Genomic DNA, 16,923 nt, shown 5'->3' on the forward strand with positions numbered 1-16,923 from the left:
GAATGATCATGTTTGGTGGCGGAGTCAATCTTTGTTCGTCATTCGATGAACATTATGGCTATGGCGAACCCTTTCCGGACCGCGCGGCCCGGCTCTCGGTTTCCTTCACGGTGTTTTTGGTGTTGGCTCGTCGGCTTGGTCAGGACCGGTCGTCCAGGCTTTTGCCGCTGCGGTCACAGTTTCATAAACCCGGTTATCCTGCCCGGTTGGCGTTACCATCCTGACATCGCGGCGCAGCAGGAGGTGACGCCCTGTCCGGGCATCCTGCCACACCGGTAATCCTCGCCCATTCGGATCGCCCGTAGCGACGAAACGGGACCAATAGTCCATCATTTCAGACGATAGCATGCGGTCCCGATCATCCCAGCTCACCAGCGCAGCGTCCGGGGTTCCGAACAGATAGGCCAGTTCGCCGCCATGCGCCGTTCCAGGTTGCTGACTGCGGAGCGAGGCGGGAACCATATCGAAATGATAGAACCAGGTTGGGCTGACCGCGACGTGGTGCTCCGCAAGAAACCGGGCCGGTTGAACGAAGAACAGGTCGCCGCGCAGCCTGTCCCTGGCGCTCGCCTCATTCTGGCCAAGCGCGACATAGGATTGCAGCAACACATCATAGTCGTGGCCCAGCAACCCCTGAGCAAAGGCGTCGCTGAGGATTCGCAGGCTGCCTTCCCAGGAATTGGCCCCGATCAGCAACGGAACCTTCGCCTCTTCTCCACGCGCAAAGGTTTCGGCCGGATTGCGATCGAGCAGATTTCCGTCGACCGAGGGAAAAGCGATGAAGGGAGCCGACAGAATTTTCTCGACCGACAGTGCTCGCAGGTCGGCTGCGGTGGCATCTGGTGCCCCAACACTTTTGGCCCAGGCATCCCCGGCGGCCAGCGCCATTTCGCTTCGGGCGTCGGCAAGTGCGGCGAGACCGCCTCCGGACTGGATGATGGCTTTGTCGAACAGCCCACGGGCGACCGGGCTCGCCATCAGTGCCTGGACAGATACGCCACCTGCCGATTCCCCGGCTATCGTGATATTGTGCGGATCGCCGCCGAAGGCCGCTATGTTCCGCTTTATCCACTGGAGGGCGGCGATCTGGTCCAGCAGCCCGAAATTGGCAGAGGGCACCCTCTCGGTCCGCAGGGCGCGATGGGTTAGAAAGCCGAGCGCACCAAGACGGTAATTGATCGTGACGACGATGACCCCGCGCCGGGCAAGCCTCGACCCGTCATAGAGCGGCTGCGACCCGGATCCGATGAGGAAGGCACCACCGTGTATCCATACCAGAACCGGTCGCTTATGGCGCCCCAGGGTACTCGGCTTCCAGATATTCAGATAGAGACAGTCTTCGCTTTTGGGTCCATCGACGCCGAAGGGCGCGGGCAGCTGAGGTTGCGGACAACTGGGTCCGAACTCGACCGCGCTCCGCGTCCCTCCCCATCGAAGTGGGGCTTGCGGGGGTGCCCATCGACGGATTCCTAGCGGAGCAGCGACATAAGGAATGCCTCGAAAGACATCGATATCGCCCGCATGATATCCTGATATGGATCCGCTGCGGATCTGAGCCACTGGTGCCGCAGACTTTGGCTGCTTCGCCGCGAGATGCGAACAACTGGCGATGCACAGGAAGGAGGCGCCCAACCCAAAAATCGCTCTCATCTTCTCTCCCAATCAAACGAAGTCAGTTTGTTCATCATATGATGAAATATCTCGAAACGAGATGCAAGCTACGATCTTGGACTGACCGTCGGCATAGCTAAAAGCTGGTTCCTTGACCCGATCCCCGAACGCTGGTTCGTTTTTATATGAAATTCTCGGTTAGGTTTGTCCCCTGACAACGCGAGAATTTTTGCCATGAAGAGATCGAGATCCACCGAGCAGCAGATCGCGTTTATTCCCGAACCGACTGATAATTGCACGACGGTGGAGGAGATTTGCCGGAAGGCCGGGATTTCAATCCAGACATATTATCGATGGCGCAGCAAATATGGCGGCTTGATGCCATCGTAGGTGAAGAGTCTGAAGCAACTTGAGGAGGAGAACGTGCGCTTGAAGCGGCTCGTTGCGAATCTGAGCTTCGACAGAGAGGTGCTTCAGGACGTTATCCGCGGAAAAATGTAAGGCCTAATCGGGCCCGGGAGATCGTCGGCTATTTGCAGGCGAGCTACCAGGTGAGTGAACGGCGGGCTTGCAGCGCATTTGCGATCAATCGATCGACCCAGCGCTACCAGTCCCACCGCACCGATCAGACGGGCCTCAGGATGCGGATTAAGGAGTTGGCGGCCAGCCGTGTTCGCTACGGATAGGCGAGGCTGAGCGCCACCAGTTCGTCGGTATCGGCGATCACGGAGTCGACAACGCCCTGACGAACGCCCCATTCCAGCATCCGGTAGATGGGAAGCGTGCGCACATTGGCGACAAATTGCCGTTCCTCAGCGCTGAGCGCCGCGCGCGTCTGGATCTTAACCGCTATCGACTGCATCTGTTCGCGGGTCAGGGCGAGCGCACCGCGCCCGCCGCCATCCTGCGAGCAATCGGCCGCGGTCGGCGGCACATTGATCGATCGGCGCTGCACCCGACCGGTCAAAAAATCCTGCGCACTCTCGGTATCTTGCGCTGCACATTGGGGTATCGACGTGAAGAGCGGAACCTTGTCGGCCGCATTCCAGCGCATGTAAACGTCGCCCACACGGGCCCGCATCACATTGGCCCAATCGCCGGCGCCAACGCGCGACGCGGCGTGCGCGAGCAGCGAGCCGGTGCGGAAAATGTCCGTCACCTCCGCCGGACAATTGGCGAGCGCATCTTTCAGGTCTTCGGTCGGGTTGTTGTTGTTCGCCTCGATCTTTTCGCGGCTCTGCTGATAGCTCTTGGCGAAGCCCTGCTTCACGGATCGGTACCCGGTCATCTCCTCGATGATCCCGCTCATATTGTCGTCGCCTCTGGCGATCTGCACCATCCGGTTGGCGAGCCGGCAGTCATTGTGACGTGCTCCCCTGAAATGTGACCGATTTTGAGTAGAGTCCGACACGAAGGAGTCGGACAGAATGAAGCGAAGCAGGTTCAGCGAAGAGCAGATCATCGCGATATTGAAGGAGCATGAGGCGGGGATGCCGACGGCGGATGTATGCCGCCGTCATGGGATCAGCTCGGCGACCTTCTACAAGTATAAGGCCAAGTTCGGGGGTCTGGACGTGTCGGAGGCGCGGCGGCTTCGGGCGCTTGAGGACGAGAATGCGAAGCTGAAGAAGCTTCTGGCGGAGGCGATGCTCGACAATGCGGTGCTGAAGGATCTGACATCAAAAAAATGGTGACGCCCGGCGCCAAGCGGGAAGCCGTCGCATATGCTCGTGACCATCACGGGCTGAGCGAGCGTCGGGCGTGCAGCCTGGTCGGCGTGAGCCGCCGGGTGATCAGATATGAGCCAACGAGGCCGGATGACGGTGCTCTGCGGCGACGCCTGCGCGAGCTGGCGGCCGAGCGCCGCCGGTTCGGCTATCGTCGTCTGGGGTATCTTCTGGCGCGGGAGGGCATGCGCCCGAACCACAAAAAGCTGCTGCGTATCTATCGCGAAGAGGGACTGCGAGTCCGCCGCCGTGGTGGCCGCAAGCGGGCCCTGGGCACGCGGGCGCCGATGGCACTGCCGCAGGGTCCGAACCAGCGGTGGTCGCTCGACTTCGTGTCGGACAGCCTGGTGTGCGGTCGGCGGTTCCGCATCCTGTGCATCGTCGATGACTTTACGCGGGAATGTCTGGCGCTGGTGGCCGATACGTCGCTGTCGGGAATCCGCGTTGCCCGGGAACTGACGACGCTGATCGGCCTGCGGGGGAAGCCTCACATGGTCGTCAGCGACAACGGCACCGAACTGACCTCGTCGGCGATTCTGCGCTGGTCGCAGGAGCGTCAGGTCGAATGGCATTATATCGCGCCGGGGAAGCCGATGCAGAACGGCTTCGTTGAAAGCTTCAACGGACGCCTGCGTGACGAATGCCTCAACGAGACCCTGTTCACGTCGCTGGCGCATGCCCGCTTCGTGCTCATGGCTTGGCGATACGATTATAATCACGTCAGGCCGCACTCGAAACTGGGCGGGCAAACACCCGCCGAGATCGCCGGCCAATGGTCCTGGGGGCATGCCCCCAGGACCATTGCCATCCCATCAATCAACCATCATGAAGGAGCCGGACTCTACCTCTGACTGGTAACAATCAGGGGAGCACGTCAATTGACCTGGATCGAGTTCAGAAAATTGGTCGCGGCCTCCATCTTCGAAATGATGTTGCCCATCTTCTCGTCGAGGGTTTCGAGCAGATATTGAAACGCGACCGCGGGCGCCGCCTGAAGGATGCTCTCGAGCTTCTGGACGAGATATTCGGGATCGAGGAAGGACATGCCGCCGAGGAACATATCGATGCCGCCGCATCCGGCCTTCACCTTGGGTAGGCTCACCGACATCAGATAGTCGTTGTGGACGTCGACGCGCCCCGACATTCCGCCCGCCGTGACATAGCCTCGCGTCTGATCCTCGAAACTCCCCGGTGATGTGTAGGTGACATTGTCGAACCAGCTCTCGGTCCAGCTTTGGGCGGCGGCTGGCTGTGCGGTCAGCGCGAAGGATCCGCCGGCGAGCAGCAGGGACAGGCGTGCGATGGGGCGAGACATGGCGGACTCCATTCGTGATCAAGAGGGTGGGAAGACGTTGCGCCCGCCATTGCTCAACGCCTTCCCGTTACGGGTGCCGACACACCGACGATTCCAGTGAATTTGGACATCGCCCGCACGCCCACGGCAGGCCGAACGCCCGTCAGCATCTTGGCCGCGAGGTAGAGATTGCGCGCGAGGTTCTGGGAATGATCGGTTCCCACGGCGATCGGGATCGTCCGTCCTGTGTCAGCGAGCGGACGCGCCCAGGCGACGGGATGCCCGACCCACGGAAGGCCCAGGCGCCCCGATCGCATGAGCGCTTCTTGACGGTTGAGCACACGGACCCGCCATCCATAGCGGGTGCCAAGCGCGGCGAGTTTGCGCCACAAGTCACCGCACGGCACGCAGCCCGGCGCCGACGTCATCTCGATTTCGAAGGCTGATCCATGACCGCGCAGCGTCGCGCCGAAATCGTTCGGAAAGTCCCGCGTAACCGGCACACGCAAGAGCCAGCCCTGCATCTGCTGGGCATCCGCAACCGGGTGAACCGCGGCGCGCACCGCGTCGGCCCGCGATGGCGCCTGCGCCGAGGCAGCCGGTCCAAGCGCGAGGACGAGACCTGGTATCCCCAAAAGGACCCTGAGATTGTTCACGGCTCAGCGCGACCGCTGGCCGGCACCAGATCCCCGCGGCGGACACGCGGATCGGTCGGTGACAGCGGCCCATTCGCCAGTGCATCGAAAAAGCCGTCATCCTCGCCAGGACCCGTCAGGAATTGCTCGGGCCGGATGTCGCCCCGTAGCAGGCGCACGGCCTGATAGGCCGTCTGGGCGAGGCTCGGGTAAGACTCGACCCCCGACGCAATGATCATCCGCTGCTGGCTGCCGCGCCGGATCACCATGGTTGTCGGCGTGACCTCCACACCATAGCGCTGGGCCAGCTCCGGCCTGTTGTCGAGATCGAGAAGGGTGACCTGCCATCCCATTTCTTCCTGAAATCGCTGGATAACCGGCCACTGGACCCGGCAATAACCGCAGGTGGTCCGCGAGAACATGACAAGGGCGAACTCAGCGGCGTGCGACCGAAGATAATGTCGCCGCTTCGCATCCTTGAATGCGCTCAGCTCCGCGCGGGCGTCGCCGACCATCGGATTAGCCGACTTGGCGTTAAGCTCCGGGTGCTGAAGCATCGCGATTTGCGTGACGCCCGCGAATGCCCGGGCCTTCCGGCGCGCGAAATCTTGGAGGCGCCAGAAATCCGCGACCGCGTCGACCGTCAGGACAGTGGCGGCAAAGTCGCGCTGCTGCTCGATGAGTTTGCGAATTCTTGGCGGCGTCCATGTCGCGAGCTCCGCCATGGGCGGGATCGCTGGTTTCAGAAGGGCGTCTGGATCGGACGATTTCTCTGCTGCGGCCTTCGGGGCCTCGTACCACCAATATCCCTGTTTCTCCTGCGGCACACTTTGGGCCGACGCCTCGATCGGCAATGCGACGAGCAAGATTGACAGGCAGCCACGCAGTAGCTGGGCCCGGCTCGCTGAGTCATGGGGTACGACCCTGCGCGGCACTGATCTCATCGCATTCGTCATGCCGCGACCGTGCCGACACCCCGGCGATCCATCAACGGCTGGGGCATCTCACTGCCGCTTGCGCTGAACTTGGCTCATTGGTCCAGGCTTGGGCCCTGCGGTGCCAATGCTGGCGCTTTGGAGACAGGCACGGCAAGAGGCAGGGATAGTCGCCGATCCGGTATGTTTCTAATTGTCCTCTGCTTTGGCGGCGGTCGCCCGCACGGCTGACGAGCGCGTCTATATTCTTGCCAATTTTTGCCAAAGTGGCTATATGGGCGTGCATGAGTACGATGAATATCTCGCTGCCTGACACGCTCAAAAGCTTCGTTGACGAACAGGTCGCGGGCCGCGGCTATGGGACGAGCAGCGAATATGTACGCGAGCTGATCCGCAAGGACCAGGACCGCCAGCGACTTCGCCGTCTGCTTCTGGACGGGGCCGAGTCAACGCCCGGCGCGCCGGCGGACGATGCCTATTTCGAGGGGCTGCGTGCGCGGGCTCGCCGCGCGGCATGACGGCAAAGCGGGTTGTCCCGCGCGAACAAGCTTACCGCGATACCGAACGGGCGATCGACCAATATGCGCGCGATGCTGGGCCGGACATTGCGCTCGGCTTCGTCGATGCGCTCGAAGCAGCTTACCGGACGATCTCTGAGCATCCCGGCATCGGCTCGCCGCGCTACGCGCATGAACTGGATCTGCCCGGGCTGCGCCATCGCCGGCTTGTGCGCTTTCCATGGCTCGTCTTCTATGTCGAGGGCGCGGATCATATCGACGTATGGCGCGTGCTTGACGCCCGCAGCGACATCCCGGCCTGGCTCGACGATTCCGACGAAAACTAACGCATAGCGTGCGAAGGGTCGGGCTGATGCAGCGTACCGCACGGCGGGAACGCTCGATGCGATTACAAGATACGCGTCATCCGCGTTAGCTTGGCGATCGGAACAAGACCGAAATAACGGCTGTCGAATCCGTGTGGGTGATGCGACCTGACATAGATCATGCCGGGTGGCACGACGCCGCTCCACATCATGTGCGCGAGCCTGTTGCCGTCATGGTCGCGGGGCATGCTCGTTCCGAGCAAGTTGCCGTTACAGAAATAGCGACCGTCAAAGGCACTCGGATCAAGCCTCGACGGTATCTCGATCTTGGTGAGCCGATCACCGGGCAAGCGTGTCGAAGGCTACTGGACTTGCGGGTCGATCAATGCCCGCAATCGCATGGGGGGCTACACCGGCAACACGTCGTTTGTCGTCGTCCTGGATTCCAATGGTTTCGTCCAGTTCGTCGACATGGGCGAAGCGCGGGACTTCGACTTTGTCACGAACCAGTGCAACGGGTCCGTGAAGTTTTTGCCCCCTCCGCAGCGAGAGCTTGCCGGGGCAGCGGTGGCCCAACCTGCGCAAGGGACGTCAATTGCCGACGAGTTGAGAAAGCTGGTCGATCTCAAGAACAGCGGTGCCCTGAGCGAAGCAGAATTTCAGGCTGCCAAAGAGCGACTGCTCGGCACCTCTGGGCAGCAGTGAGCGATGATGGTCCCCGGCCAGCTGATCACAGCAATCGATACGGCCATTGGTCCTGGCTCGAAGCCGCCGCCCTTGCCGGCTCACTGATCGTTTCCTGGGGGCTGAAATGGCACTGCGATGTATCGACACTCATTCGGGCAAGAGCATCCATGCGTTCGAATTCGCCCCGCAGGAATGGCAATCGCTTTCCGTTAAAAACGCGCTCGAACGGCACCTGCGAGCACCTTGCTGTCAGGCAGAGATAATCCTCAGACGTTCGAAGCTCGGCACGCAGCATTTCGTTCACAGGTTCCGCGGGGCCTGTACAAGCGCGCCCGAAAGCGAAGACCATCGCCAAGTGAAGCAAGTGATAGTCGAGGCGGCGAGGGCCAATGGCTGGCTTGCAGAGGCAGAGATCGACGGACTGAGCGCAGATCGCGAGCCGTGGCGGGCCGACGTGCTCCTAAGCAAAGGGGCTGCTCGCATCGCCATCGAGGTACAATGGTCAAAGCAGAGCCAAGAGGAGACGGCTCGCCGACAATCCCGCTACGCTTCGTCCGGGGTCCGCGGTCTCTGGCTTTTCCGGCAATCGCGTTTTCACGCATCAAAGGACATTCCCGCTGTCCGGGTCAGTGGCGCCCCGCTCGATGGCTACGAGGTCTTCGTACCGACCGGTGCCGGCGAGCAGGCCTTGCCGCTGGCATCATTCATTACAGCAGCTCTGAACCGGCAGTATATGTTCGGCCTGCCGCTCGGCGCGCCGGCGGACGTTGAGATCCGGTGCGGCAACTTGGATTGCTGGAAGTGCGGGGCCGAGACGCGGATCATCACCGGACTCGATGTCAGCATTGGTCCCCATACGCTTTCGGCGACCATCCCCGATCTCAGCGGTTGCCCTGATCTCGTGCGGAGGACCTTGCAGGCGATCCCTGCACAAGCATCACTTGGCCGGATCACGCACCGCGACAGCCGAGAGTCTGGTTCTCGTTACCTGAGCAACGGATGTGCCCACTGTGGCGCTCTAATCGGCGCTCACTACGAATATCAGGCCTGGGACCACCAGGATGTCGTGGCGAGGTTCCGCACCGTTGTCGATGATCGGATGCGGCAATTGGCGATCGACCTTGGTGAAGAGCCGGGATGGGGCGTCCACATGGAAATTTCGTTGACCTGAAACATCCCATTTCAATCCTCGGCAAATCGCCATCCGTCAGCGGCAGTTACGACCGCTTTTGACGGACGACTGAAATATGAGACGATGATGAGCGAATTGTTCCTCCCAGGCGTGCCAGCCGACCTGGTCCGCCTGTCCCTAGATAGAGCTGGTGGCAACGAATTGGCCTCTGGCAAATTTGCTAGTCCAGAAAGTAGCGCCGCATTGGCGGCGAATGGGTTTGGTTGGTTCATCGAAAGACCAAGCCTACTTCCGGCTTTCCCTGGCCTCGATGACATCGAATGGCCAGCTGCGTCGGTCGAGATTGAACGGCAAATGCGCTTTCCCTGGCAAGGCGGTCGTCACCCATGGCTTGATGCAGCGGTTGTTACCGGCACCCATCTCATTGGCGTGGAGTCCAAGCGGTTCGAACCATTTCGAGATCAGAAGCAAGCCGTTCTGGCCCAAGCGTATGATCGCGATGTTTGGGGCGAGACGATGGAGCCTTGGCTGGTCATGCGCGATGCCTTGCGAGAGGATCCGCTTTCCTATCGCTATCTTGATGCCGCGCAGCTCGTGAAGCACGCTTTTGGGCTCTCGACCGAAGCCAGGCGGGTCAATCGGGCGCCGGTCTTGCTGTACCTCTACGCCGAGCCACCAAGTGTGCCTGCCTCTGCTTGTTCAGGGCACCGCGCGGAAATCGAGAACTTCTCAGCCGCGGTGCGCGGCGCGCGTGTCCGATTCGCCGCGACGAGTTGGGCTGACTGGCTGGATCGCTTTGCTGTGGCGACCGCGCCCCCTGCGGTAAGGGCGTATGCCGAAGCTCTGCGTCTCAAATTTCAGCCATAGATCGACGAACCAAGTGGCATCCTAGGTGCCAAGACCCGTGTTCGCGCCGATGCTGCTCTTCCTGCCCCCCCGCGACGCCAGACAGTGGGTCATTGCGATGCCGGGATTCTCTCGCGCAGCCGCAACCGAAAAAATATGCGACAGCTGGCCGTGCTACCTAGCCTGCTACCTAGGCGGAAGACGGACCGTCGCGACCCAAATTTCAGGCCACGTAAGTTATTGATTTTATGGAGGAAGGTGGTGGACGCACTAGGGCTCGAACCTAGGACCCGCTGATTAAGAGTCAGCTGCTCTACCAACTGAGCTATGCGTCCACATGCCGGTTTGCGGCGTTCTTCATCAGTGGCTCTGGAGCCTTGCGCTGCGAAGAGAGCGGCCCGCTATCATGGTGCTCAGCACATGGCAATGGCCTTCGCCGATATTTTTTCGGCCGAAAGCGCATGAACGTTCCTGGAAATGCTGGACACGCCTCTGGTTCCCTATGAAGCGCTGCGCGAGCTTTTGACGCGCAAGGCTCCTTGGAAGCGCTGACGATTCCATATGGGCAGCGGCGGGATCACAGCGCCTGCGCGCCTTGCCGCAGCGCATGAACTCTCTGATTTCACGGATGGCCGGCATCCATCGCTGGATAATTGGTTGCGCGAGCGAGTCCTGGTTAGCGAAGGTGTTTCTGCCCGGACATATGTGGTTTGCGATAAGGAGCGGCCACAGAGCGTTGTGGGTTACTATGCGATCTCCACCGCCATGGAGCAAAGGGCTGTTCTACCTAGTGCCGGACTCCGGCGAGGACAGCCGGATCAGGTTCCCTTGTTGCTCATCGGACGCCTCGCCGTAGACGCATCTTTTCAGGGGACAGAGTTGGGAGCCGCCTTGTTGGCCGATGCCATGCGACGATGCCTTGCCGCTGCCGAAATCGCCGGGGTAAGGGCGGTCGCTGCCCACGCAATCGATGATGAAGCGGTTGGCTTCTACGAGCATCACGGCTTTCTCCGTTCGCCGCTGGGCGACCGAGTCATGCTGTTGCCGCTCGAAGCAGCCCGAACGCTCATGCCGGCCTGATTGACGCTAATGGAATTGGCATCGACTTCGAGAAGCTGAACAATGCTAACGACCTGAAAGCATCTCCTCTTGCGCGCCAGGCACGAGAACCCCATCGTCGCACTGCCTCAACTAAAGATCTCGAAATGCGAAAAACTCTAACGACCAAGGCCATAGCGGCTCTGGTTCCGGACAAATGTGGCAAGCGCTACGACGTCATGGATGCGGCTGCCCCCAATCTGGGGTTCGCGTCATGCCGGCCGGAACCAAGACCTTCGTGTTCGTCTCGGGGTTTCCGGGAAACCGCAATACGACGCGTCGGATGATCGGCGATACCTCCGAGATGTCCCTCGCCGTGGCGCGGGAACCTATCGGGCAAGCTTGGCAGATGAACGAGCCATAGCCAAAAAAGGGGGCTCAGTGGGCGATGCGGCCCATGTCCGCTATTGGTAACCCGGGAGCCAAAACCGGACTGTCTGAAAGCGGCCATTCTTGGCATCGGCATTGTCAGATTTCGACAGCGACCCGAGCGGTTAGTTCAGTGCGTCAGCCGAAAGAGTCCGACAATTGACGGAGCCCGGCTTTGGAAGTGGCGCGTCGGCGGTCGGATCCTTGCGCAGCCCAAGCGCCGTGCCGATCGAGCGTCCGACGGCACCCAGCAGGCCGCCGGTCTTGCCGCCCCTGTTCGCGGGGGCGAAGCTGATTTCGGGCTTGGAGAGGGTGCCCTGCACTTTCAGGGGATCGACGAGTTTGAGCGCGGCCTTTTCGCTTCCCGCCCCGGTCATCGAGAGCGCAACCGTTTCGCCGTCGAGATCGATCAGCCCGCGACCGCGGGCGCGCGTGATAGCCGTGTCGATGACGAGGGGAGCAGGGGCGAGCTTGCCATCCTTCGCCGAGAAGTTGAAGATCGCGCAGCGAATGGGCGTCATCTGCTCGTCATCTCCGAGCTTCTGGCCGATCGCGCCACCGAGATCCTGCCCGATGACATAGGCTGCGGCGCGGTTCATGGCCCCGGCGTTCGCGACGAACGCGATCTTGCCGCTGCCGCCGGCAAATGCGTCGCGGACCGTGTCGCCGCGGCCAGTGATCCGGATCAGCCCCTGGATCGGGCCGCGTATCATGTCGGGCTGGCCGATGAAGGCATCGAGCGTCGCGTTCTCGATCCGGAGCTCGGTGGTGAGAATTGGCGATGCGTTTCGGGAGTCTACCTTGACCCAGCCCGTCATCTTTCCGCGTTCGAGTCTGGCAACCGCATTGTCGAGGCGAAGGACACGGTGGTCGAGCTTGAGTGTGCCGCTCAGGCTCTTGAAGACCGAACTGCCCTTGACCAGCAGGCTCGCGATCGAGACGCGGATCGTACCGTCGGTTGGCCCCATCTTTTCGAGATTGATCCGCGTGTCGGGGAGGATGCGCGGACCGATCCGGGCTTCCTTCGCACGAGCGGCAGCGAGACCTGCGTCGTCGGCGAGGTCGTCGAAGTCGAGCTGTGGCGCGTCGATGGTCGCGTCGATTTTCGTTCGGCCGTCGCGCTTGAGGACGGTCGCCTTGGCGCGGATCGCCGAGCGGCCGATGCTACCCTGCAAGCGGTCGATGAACCAGTCTTCGCCGTCGCGGCGAACGTCGCCACCCAGATCGATGGCTTGCGTGCCGAAGAGCCCCGCCTCGACGATATGATCGAGCTGTTTGAGGCTTGTTCCCCGCGCACGCATGGTCATTGTCATCGCGCTCGTGTCGAGCGGGGCCGCCATCGTGCCTTTTGCGGTCAGGTCGAGAAGATCCGAGGAGAGGCGCGCCGTGAAGGGCCAGCCGGTGGAAGCGTTGGGTGGGCCTCCGCCCGTGGCCCGGAGCGTGGCCGGCGCACCGTTGAAGCGGCCGCTCGCCGCAATCGCGAGGCCGGTTTGAGGACCGGCTTCGATGGTTCCACTGACGTCGAGGCGCCGTTTCGCGTCCTTCAGTGTGAAGCGGCCATTGCGGATGCTAAGCTGTGCAAGGCGGAGCGGGCCGCCGCTTTCGCTCTTCCGGCCGGCCCGGCCGCTCCAATTGCTGTTACCCTCGGCGTCGCGAACAAGGGCGAGGTCGAGCCCGTCGATATCGAGGCTGCGCGGCTCGACGTCGCCCGTCAGCATCGACAGGATTGGTACGCGCGCGCTCGCGCGCCCTACTCTCACCATATCGCCTTTGCCCGCCCACGCGGGCTGCCCGATGTGCAGGTCGTGCACTGTGATGAGGGGCGTGAAGGAAAAGACGCTGTTTCGTTCGAGTGCGCCAAGTTCGACGCGCGCGCCGAATTCCTGCGACAGGCTGCGTTCGGCCGCTTCGCGCAACATCCCGACCGGAAACGCCCCGAGCAACAGGACGAGCGCCGCCGACAGTCCGGCCAGCAAGGCGAGCGTCATGCGCGCCCAGCGCGGTAGCGTCGCGAATTTGTCCACGATGGCGGCGCGCCGCCGCGATCCTGGCGCCATGGCTAATCCCAGGTTTGATCGCGACGTGTCGATCACGCGGGGGGCAGCTTGACCTCGGGCAGGTTTGCAAGGTCGGCCTTGGTCATCGACGTCTGAAGATCGGTGTCGTCTCCGCGAACGACGACCTTGAGGCCGGTGATCGGGACATGGACATAGCGATCCGGCCCCGCGCCATCGAGTTCGACGAGCAGGCGATCGACCTTGTTGTCGGCCCCGCGTTCGACCTTCGCGACGTCGGCAAGTTCCTTGCCGTCGGGACCGACGATATCGGCATCGAGCAGCTGTGCTTCGCTGAGGCCGAGGGCTGCGGGTACGGGACCCGCGACGGTGGCGCTTGTCTCGGCGGAGCGCTCAAGCTTGTCTTCGGCTGCTTCATTCTTGTCGGAGCAGGCGGCGAGGAGGATGGCCGGGGCGGCGAGGGTGAGAATCATGCGCATCGTCATTCCTTTGCTTGCGAACAAGTTGAACGTCTCCCCGCGAAGAGGGTTGCAGGCTTTGCCGTTTCCCTGTCAGGCCTGTTGCGGGCGGATTTCGAACCCGATGATATCGGCGTCGGCCGACCAGTCTGTTGCAAGCTCCTCCGCGCGGCTTTCGGTGTATCCGCCCGCGATCGCGGTGAAGCTGTGCTGATCGCCGTCGAGCGCCTGGTCGATCGTGATCGACTTGAGGTGCTTCGCTGCGAGCAGGTCGCCAAAGCCGCCCAGCGTCATGGCGCTGCCGCGACGATATATGGCCCTGATATGCGCGATCCGTCGCTGAGGCGCGTAACGTTCGGTGACCGAGACCGCCGCCAGCACGGCGAGCGTGGCGGCGCCGCCGAAAATCGCGAGCTGATAGAAGCCTATCCCGAACAACATGCCGAGCGTTGCCGTGGTCCAGAGCGAGGCGGCCGTCGTCAGCCCGCGCACATTGAAGCCTTCGCGGAAGATGACGCCGCCGCACAGGAAGCCGATGCCGGTCAAGATGCCATGCGCCATGCGGACCGGGTCGATGCGGATGACATCGGACGGCGCATCGTTGAGCCACGCCATCTGATGCACGGCGGACAGCATCAGCAGGCAGCACGAGAGCGAAACGAGGATGTGCGTGCGGAGACCCGCAGGGCTGGCTCGATACTCGCGTTCGGCGCCGATTATCGCGCCGGCCAGCGTGGCGCCGGCGATCGGCCAGATCAGGTCGGGGTCAAAAAGGTCCATGTTCGGTTACTGCTCAGGGCGAACTTAGGTTCCTTGGCACGAGTATAACGCATCGTGGTGCCCGGCCCAAAAGGTAAAGCCCCGCTGCACGAAGCGGCGGGGCTCTCCTGAAGTCCGATCCGGAGATCGGGACTTGCAGAAAAGAAACCGGTGAGAATGCGAAAGGTTGCATGACGCGTCAGAAACTTTGCGTTCGGAGGGGAAGATGGCGCGGCCTGCTCGGCTGCACGACGGCCGCATGATGGCGATGGCCAAGAAAACGGCCCGCCGAAGCGGGCCGAGGACGCAGCGCCGAGGTCGGCTGCGAGGGGAAAGGTTCAGTTTTCGGTGCCGGGCTTGCCGGTTTTGGGCGGCTTGCCATCCTCGATCCGGCCTTCGTTGCGAAGGTCGCGGCCTTCCTGCGCCTTGCGCTGGCTTTCGGGGGAATCGCCATTTTCGTAGGCTTCTTCCTTCACATAGCCGGCGGCTTCCTTGGCTTTACCTTTGATGCTCATGATGATCTCCTCTTGCAGGGGCATGAGGACAACTGGCGTTGCCGTTGCGAGTTGCGTGTCGACAGGGAGTCGCACGAGAGAATTTGCATTCGTCCTAACCTAGATCAGGTCGGCGCCTGCGGAGGGAACAATGATGGCTTTCATGCGTCGTTGCCGGTTCCGTTCTTCCGACTTGATCCAGGTTGTGTCGCGAGACGCGCGATGCGCTTATCACCGCTGCTCTTCATGCGTTCCTGGCGACCCGGGAGCGTTCGAGGGGGGCTTCCGGCGCATAGCGATATGCCTCTGGACCCGGAAAGGCTCCGCCGGAAGGCGGGGCCTTTCTCGCGGGGTCAGACGCCGCGCATCAGGCCGGGGACGAGCGGCAGAATTTCGCGCGCGAGATAGCCGATCGGCCCCATGGTTTCGGAAAGGCGGCGTCCGGCCTCGCCATGCAGCCATATGCCCCATGCGGCCGCTTCGAGCGGCGGCAACCCTTGGGCGCCGAAGCTCGCGATGAGCCCGGCAAGGATATCGCCTGAGCCGCTGACCGCGAGGCCGAGGCCGCCGCCGGCATAGCGGAGGCAATGTCCGTCCGCCATCAGATGGCTCGTAGCACCCTTGACCATGATCGCTGCGCGAAACAGGTTTGCGGCCTTGTCCAGCGCCGTCAAAGGTCATCCGCTACCTCTTTGCCGAGCAAGGCCCTGAATTCGGCTTGTGGAGGTCTCCCGCGGCGTCGGCGGCATCGCGCGCGACATTGCCCGCGCTTTGCTCATGCCGGACGACCCAAAGGATCGAGGGCCAGCGCGGCGTCATAGGGGGAGACTGAATGCCGTCACCGAGCTTCAACGCTGCGTATCGGTGAGGCGTTGGGTTTCGGCGCGTGTGCCCGGTTGCCAATCGACGCTGATCGCGTTGAGGACGATTGCGAAGCGGAGGTGGCCGTCTTCGGCAGTGACGTTGATGCGCAAATTCTCGTCGGCGAGGAGCAGGTCGGGGTCGTCGCCGAGCAATCCGCAGCAATAGTGAACCGCCTCTCGCCGGGCGGCCAGGTCATCGGCAAGCTCATGACCCTGCTCGTCGATGTCCTGCGTGCCGTCGCAAACATGAAAATAATATCGGGGCATCGCAGGCTCTCTCCTGATGTCTTGCCGCCCCGGTTGCTAAACGAGCGAATCCAACGTTCGATGCAGGTAAACATCAGAAAAATCGGCTATTCGTCGCAACGTGTCGACATCGCCGATCGTGAGGCGGCGCGATACGCGTTTGACCGCGCCTTCCTTCTCCAGAATCTTGATCGTGCGGTTGATGTGAACGGGCGTCAGGCCGAGCAGGTCGGCGAGTTGCTCCTGAGTCAGCGGAAATTCAAAGGCGCCAACTTCTTCGAGCGCGATCTGCTGCACGCGATAATAAAGCTCGCACAGCAGGTGAGCGAGGCGCCCGAGGGCGTTGCGGCGGCCGATATTGAGCAGCCACTCGCGGCCGATCGAGCCTTCGATCAGAATGTCGACGATGATGGCGCGCGCGATATTGGGCCTTGGCGCGACGAGCGCTTCAAAATCCTTCTGGGCGAAGACCGCAAGTTCGACAGGGGTGAGGGCCTGGAGGTTGTGGTCGGCGATATCGACGTAGAGGGACTGGAAGTCGAGCGCATCGCCCGGAATCTTGAGCGCGACGATCTGGCGTCCGCCATCGGCCGAGGTCTTCTGGCGATACGCAAAGCCGCTGAGAAGCACGGGGCAAACTTTCGCGAGGTCGCCTTCGCGCAAGATATACTCGTTCGGTTCGAGCCGTCGCAAGCTGAAGGGCAAGGAGGCTATCGCCTGCTGGTCGTCGGCCGACAGCCGGCTGTGGCTGAGCAGTTTGCGAATGAAGATACCGAGCCGGTCCTCCTTGGACTTGAAGGGATCGTCACCCATCCAGCGTACCGATGAGGGCATAAGGCGTTTCGAACCCGTTCCAGAATTTCCGATCGTGCATGCCATAAGAACATCGGCAGGGCCGATGCGGTTCCGGCCCGCAGCATGGCGGACCATG

18 protein-coding genes, 1 tRNA gene and 2 pseudogenes are annotated in these 16,923 nt (G+C 62.0%); 8 read left to right on the top strand and 13 right to left on the bottom strand.

Annotated features, from left to right (window positions below):
* Nucleotides 1-105: 105 nt before the first annotated feature.
* On the bottom strand, nt 106-1,650 hold the full coding sequence (locus SGRAN_RS08775) for a carboxylesterase/lipase family protein (RefSeq protein WP_082737167.1): 1,545 nt from the start codon (nt 1,648-1,650) through the stop codon (nt 106-108).
* A gap of 195 nt (nt 1,651-1,845) precedes the next feature.
* Here SGRAN_RS08775 and SGRAN_RS23250 point away from each other — a divergent pair, with 195 nt between their 5' ends.
* Nucleotides 1,846-2,001, top strand: a complete 156-nt coding sequence (locus SGRAN_RS23250) for a transposase (protein ID WP_148650832.1) — start codon at nt 1,846-1,848, stop codon at nt 1,999-2,001.
* A 292-nt stretch (nt 2,002-2,293) separates the two neighbouring features.
* Here the strand turns inward: SGRAN_RS23250 and SGRAN_RS08785 are convergent.
* Nucleotides 2,294-2,974 (bottom strand): annotated as a pseudogene (locus tag SGRAN_RS08785) (conjugal transfer protein TraH); the annotation flags it as partial.
* Nucleotides 2,975-3,038: 64 nt separating this feature from the next.
* Here SGRAN_RS08785 and SGRAN_RS08795 point away from each other — a divergent pair.
* A protein-coding gene (locus SGRAN_RS08795; RefSeq protein WP_148650833.1) for an IS3 family transposase occupies nt 3,039-4,189 on the top strand; the annotation gives its coding sequence in 2 pieces (ribosomal slippage) (nt 3,039-3,291 and nt 3,291-4,189; 1,152 coding nt in all).
* Nucleotides 4,190-4,215: 26 nt separating this feature from the next.
* On the opposite strand, the pseudogene SGRAN_RS08800 reads toward SGRAN_RS08795, so the two are convergent.
* The 3 genes and pseudogenes from SGRAN_RS08800 to SGRAN_RS08810 all read right to left on the bottom strand — a co-directional run.
* Nucleotides 4,216-4,653 (bottom strand): annotated as a pseudogene (locus tag SGRAN_RS08800) (conjugal transfer protein TraH); the annotation flags it as partial.
* Between the two features lie 53 nt (nt 4,654-4,706).
* Nucleotides 4,707-5,288, bottom strand: a complete 582-nt coding sequence (locus tag SGRAN_RS08805; RefSeq protein WP_067182696.1) for a hypothetical protein — start codon at nt 5,286-5,288, stop codon at nt 4,707-4,709.
* Nucleotides 5,285-6,133, bottom strand: coding sequence for a conjugal transfer protein TraF (locus SGRAN_RS08810; protein ID WP_237233976.1), 849 nt, complete (start codon nt 6,131-6,133; stop codon nt 5,285-5,287). The genes SGRAN_RS08805 and SGRAN_RS08810 overlap by 4 nt, the downstream gene beginning before the upstream one ends.
* A 353-nt stretch (nt 6,134-6,486) precedes the next feature.
* On the opposite strand from SGRAN_RS08810, the gene SGRAN_RS08815 reads away from it, so the two are divergent.
* From SGRAN_RS08815 to SGRAN_RS22190, 5 genes are all read left to right on the top strand, one after another.
* Nucleotides 6,487-6,720, top strand: a complete 234-nt coding sequence (locus tag SGRAN_RS08815) for a type II toxin-antitoxin system ParD family antitoxin (protein ID WP_067182700.1) — start codon at nt 6,487-6,489, stop codon at nt 6,718-6,720.
* Nucleotides 6,717-7,046, top strand: a complete 330-nt coding sequence (locus SGRAN_RS08820; protein ID WP_067182702.1) for a type II toxin-antitoxin system RelE/ParE family toxin — start codon at nt 6,717-6,719, stop codon at nt 7,044-7,046. Before SGRAN_RS08815 ends, SGRAN_RS08820 begins: the two co-directional genes overlap by 4 nt.
* Nucleotides 7,047-7,355: 309 nt before the next feature.
* Complete coding sequence (locus SGRAN_RS22985; RefSeq protein WP_237234015.1) at nt 7,356-7,730, top strand: SHOCT domain-containing protein; 375 nt, start codon at nt 7,356-7,358, stop codon at nt 7,728-7,730.
* Nucleotides 7,731-7,836: 106 nt separating this feature from the next.
* The gene (locus SGRAN_RS08830; protein ID WP_148650835.1) at nt 7,837-8,883 is read left to right on the top strand and encodes a competence protein CoiA; all 1,047 of its coding nucleotides are present in this window, start codon (nt 7,837-7,839) and stop codon (nt 8,881-8,883) included.
* An 87-nt stretch (nt 8,884-8,970) separates the two neighbouring features.
* Nucleotides 8,971-9,711: a PGN_0703 family putative restriction endonuclease gene (locus SGRAN_RS22190; protein WP_148650836.1), complete on the top strand. Its 741-nt coding sequence runs from the start codon at nt 8,971-8,973 to the stop codon at nt 9,709-9,711.
* A gap of 238 nt (nt 9,712-9,949) precedes the next feature.
* On the opposite strand, the gene SGRAN_RS08840 is transcribed toward SGRAN_RS22190, so the two are convergent.
* Nucleotides 9,950-10,025 (bottom strand) — tRNA-Lys (locus SGRAN_RS08840).
* A gap of 226 nt (nt 10,026-10,251) precedes the next feature.
* Here SGRAN_RS08840 and SGRAN_RS08845 point away from each other — a divergent pair.
* A complete protein-coding gene (locus SGRAN_RS08845; RefSeq protein WP_067182710.1) occupies nt 10,252-10,770 on the top strand; it encodes a GNAT family N-acetyltransferase in 519 nt (172 codons plus the stop codon).
* A gap of 512 nt (nt 10,771-11,282) precedes the next feature.
* Here SGRAN_RS08845 and SGRAN_RS08850 read toward each other — a convergent pair.
* From SGRAN_RS08850 to SGRAN_RS08880, 7 genes are all read right to left on the bottom strand, one after another.
* A complete protein-coding gene (locus SGRAN_RS08850) occupies nt 11,283-13,214 on the bottom strand; it encodes an AsmA family protein (RefSeq protein WP_067182713.1) in 1,932 nt (643 codons plus the stop codon).
* Between the two features lie 32 nt (nt 13,215-13,246).
* Nucleotides 13,247-13,651 (bottom strand): hypothetical protein, encoded by a 405-nt coding sequence (locus SGRAN_RS08855; protein ID WP_082737444.1) that lies wholly within the window; start codon nt 13,649-13,651, stop codon nt 13,247-13,249.
* Between the two features lie 72 nt (nt 13,652-13,723).
* Nucleotides 13,724-14,410, bottom strand: a complete 687-nt coding sequence (locus SGRAN_RS08860; RefSeq protein WP_067182717.1) for an MgtC/SapB family protein — start codon at nt 14,408-14,410, stop codon at nt 13,724-13,726.
* Nucleotides 14,411-14,727: 317 nt separating this feature from the next.
* A complete protein-coding gene (locus SGRAN_RS08865; RefSeq protein ID WP_148650837.1) occupies nt 14,728-14,979 on the bottom strand; it encodes a hypothetical protein in 252 nt (83 codons plus the stop codon).
* Nucleotides 14,980-15,236: 257 nt separating this feature from the next.
* The gene (locus SGRAN_RS08870; protein WP_067182723.1) at nt 15,237-15,557 is read right to left on the bottom strand and encodes an NAD(P)H-hydrate dehydratase; all 321 of its coding nucleotides are present in this window, start codon (nt 15,555-15,557) and stop codon (nt 15,237-15,239) included.
* Between the two features lie 174 nt (nt 15,558-15,731).
* Nucleotides 15,732-16,013, bottom strand: a complete 282-nt coding sequence (locus SGRAN_RS08875; protein WP_067182726.1) for a DUF6894 family protein — start codon at nt 16,011-16,013, stop codon at nt 15,732-15,734.
* A gap of 36 nt (nt 16,014-16,049) precedes the next feature.
* The gene (locus SGRAN_RS08880) at nt 16,050-16,805 is read right to left on the bottom strand and encodes a Crp/Fnr family transcriptional regulator (protein WP_067182729.1); all 756 of its coding nucleotides are present in this window, start codon (nt 16,803-16,805) and stop codon (nt 16,050-16,052) included.
* Nucleotides 16,806-16,923: the final 118 nt, after the last annotated feature.

The sequence above is a fragment of the Sphingopyxis granuli genome (assembly GCF_001559015.1).
GTDB lineage: Bacteria > Pseudomonadota > Alphaproteobacteria > Sphingomonadales > Sphingomonadaceae > Sphingopyxis > Sphingopyxis granuli.